Genomic DNA, 3095 nt, shown 5'->3' with positions numbered 1-3095 from the left:
GTATGCTCTTGGTTTATCGAGTAACATGTTTGTTTGCCTACCGCGCGGAGCGCTACTTGAGGCAGACACTGTCTGTTACTGGATCAAATCAAGCCTGTCGGGCGATTAGTACCGGTCAGCTGAACGCATTGCTGCGCTTACACCTCCGGCCTATCGGCGTGGTGGTCTTCCACGGCCCTCAGGGATACCTTGTTTTGAGGGGGGCTTCCCGCTTAGATGCCTTCAGCGGTTATCCTGTCCGATCATAGCTACCCTGCACTGCTGCTGGCGCAACAACAGGTCCACCAGTGGATCGTTCACCCCGGTCCTCTCGTACTAGGGGCAACTCCTCTCAAGTATCCTACACCCACGGCAGATAGGGACCGAACTGTCTCACGACGTTCTAAACCCAGCTCACGTACCTCTTTAAACGGCGAACAGCCGTACCCTTGGGACCTGCTCCAGCCCCAGGATGAGATGAGCCGACATCGAGGTGCCAAACACTGCCGTCGATATGGACTCTTGGGCAGTATCAGCCTGTTATCCCCGGCGTACCTTTTATCCGTTGAGCGATGGCCCTTCCACGCGGGACCACCGGATCACTATGGCCGACTTTCGTCTCTGCTCGACTTGTCAGTCTTGCAGTCAGGCTGGCTTCTGCCATTGCACTCAACGAGCGATTTCCGACCGCTCTGAGCCAACCTTCGCGCGCCTCCGTTACTCTTTAGGAGGCGACCGCCCCAGTCAAACTACCCGCCACGCAGGGTCCCGGATCCGGATGACGGACCGCGGTTAGACATCAAGAGTGCGAAGGGTGGTATCTCAAGGGAGGCTCCACGGGAACTGGCGTTCCCGTTTCGATGCCTACCACCTATCCTGCACATCACAATCCTGATGCCAGTGCGAAGCTGTAGTAAAGGTGCACGGGGTCTTTCCGTCTAACCGCGGGAAGCCTGCATCTTGACAGGCAATTCAATTTCGCTGAGTCGATGTTGGAGACAGCGGGGAAGTCGTTACGCCATTCGTGCAGGTCGGAACTTACCCGACAAGGAATTTCGCTACCTTAGGACCGTTATAGTTACGGCCGCCGTTTACCTGGGCTTCAATTCGGAGCTCTCACCCCTCCTTTTAACCTTCAGGCACCGGGCAGGCGTCAGACCCTATACGTCGCCTTGCGGCTTCGCAGAGCCCTGTGTTTTTAATAAACAGTCGCCACCCCCTGGTTTGTGCCCCCGGATCCAAGTTGCCTTGAACCCGGGCCTCCTTCTCGCGAACTTACGGAGGTATTTTGCCGAGTTCCTTCAACATCGTTCTCTCAAGCGCCTTGGTATTCTCTACCAGTCCACCTGTGTCGGTTTAGGGTACGGTCTGATGGAGGGCTATTTCCAGGGACTGATCAGCAGCCCGCCCAATCCGATAAGGGCGAACTACAGTCACAATCCGTCACATCCTCCTGGCCCAGGAATATTAACCTGGTTCCCATCGCCTACGCCTTTCGGCCTCGGCTTAGGGGCCGGCTTACCCTGCTCAGATTAGCTTTAAGCAGGAACCCTTGGACTTTCGGCGAGAGTGTCTCTCACACTCTTTGTCGCTACTCATGTCATCATTCTCGCTAGTGATCTCTCCACGGGATCCCTCACAGGCCCGCTTCATCGAAAGCTCCGTATCCTCCAAGGTGTTCCGAAGAACACTAAAGAGGATTGGAGCTATGTCACACTACGCTCTGCTACCATGCACTATGTGCATCCTCGGCTTCGGCTCATGGCTTGAGCCCCGTTACATCTTCGCCGCAAGACATCTTGATTAGACCAGTGAGCTGTTACGCTATCTTTAAAGGATGGCTGCTTCTAAGCCAACCTCCTGGTTGTTTTGGACGTCTCACCTGCTTTCCCACTTAGCCATGAATTGGGGGCCTTAGCCGGAGGTCAGGGTTGTTTCCCTCTCCACGACGGACGTTAGCATCCGCCGTGTGTCTGCCATCTACTACTCCCGGGTATTCGGAGTTTGGTTAGGATCAGTAAGCCTGTGGGGCCCCATTACCCATCCAGTGCTCTACCCCCCGGGGTATTCGGATGACGCTCTACCTAAATAGATTTCGCAGAGAACCAGCTATCTCCGAGTTTGATTGGCCTTTCACCCCTAGGCACAGCTCATCCCGATCTTTTTCAACAGATGTGGGTTCGGCCCTCCAATGCGTGTTACCGCATCTTCAGCCTGGCCATGCCTAGATCACTCGGTTTCGGGTCTGATCCCACGAACTCATGCGCCCTATTAAGACTCGCTTTCGCTGCGCCTCCGCCTAGCGGCTTAAGCTTGCTCGTGAGACCAAGTCGATGACCCATTATACAAAAGGTACGCTGTCAGCCCTCAAGGGGCCTCCAACTGATTGTAGGCGTTCGGTTTCAGGTACTGTTTCACTCCCCTCGCCGGGGTGCTTTTCACCTTTCCCTCACGGTACTGGTTCGCTATCGGTCAGTAAGGAGTACTTAGCCTTCGGAGGTGGTCCTCCGGTCTTCGAACAGGATTTCACGTGTCCCGCCCTACTTGATACGTCCCTCAGAGCTTCCCATACGGGGCTGTCACCCGCTCTGGCTGCGTTTCCCAACGCATTCTGGTCACTCATCAGGCTCGGCTGGTCCGCGTTCGCTCGCCGCTACTAACGGAGTCTCTATTGATGTCCTTTCCTCCGGGTACTTAGATGTTTCAGTTCCCCGGGTTTGCTCTTATAGACCTATGTATTCAGTCCATAAGTACCTGGTTAAGCCCATTATTGATTGCCCGAGGGCAACAATAACGAACTTTCAGGTGGGTTCCCCCATTCAGAGATCTTGGGATCAAAGCCTATTCCCGGCTCCCCCAAGCTTATCGCAGGGTATCACGTCTTTCATCGCCTCTTACTGCCAAGGCATCCACCAAACGCCCTTCTCGCGCTTGATTTGATCCAGAAAAAGACAGTGTATTTTGTGCTGCCGCCTATTCGGCTGCTTGAGCACGCTGTCACGACACGGAAGCTGGTAAGAAACCGTATCTTTTCTTCTGAACCAAAAGCATACTTTCCCGCCCGCTTCATGTCGGTGAAGCGGACTTGGTTTCAAAACCTTGCGGAATTGAAACCG

Annotated in this window: 1 rRNA gene; it reads right to left on the bottom strand. The window is 54.6% G+C overall.

From position 1 onward, the window contains the following. Positions 1–84: 84 nt before the first annotated feature. Positions 85–2916: ribosomal RNA gene (locus ACOHWE_RS19995) — 23S ribosomal RNA — on the bottom strand. Positions 2917–3095: the final 179 nt, after the last annotated feature.

The organism is Cribrihabitans neustonicus, assembly GCF_048820895.1.
GTDB lineage: Bacteria > Pseudomonadota > Alphaproteobacteria > Rhodobacterales > Rhodobacteraceae > Cribrihabitans_A > Cribrihabitans_A neustonicus.
This window is presented reverse-complemented; position numbering and strand designations above follow the sequence as displayed.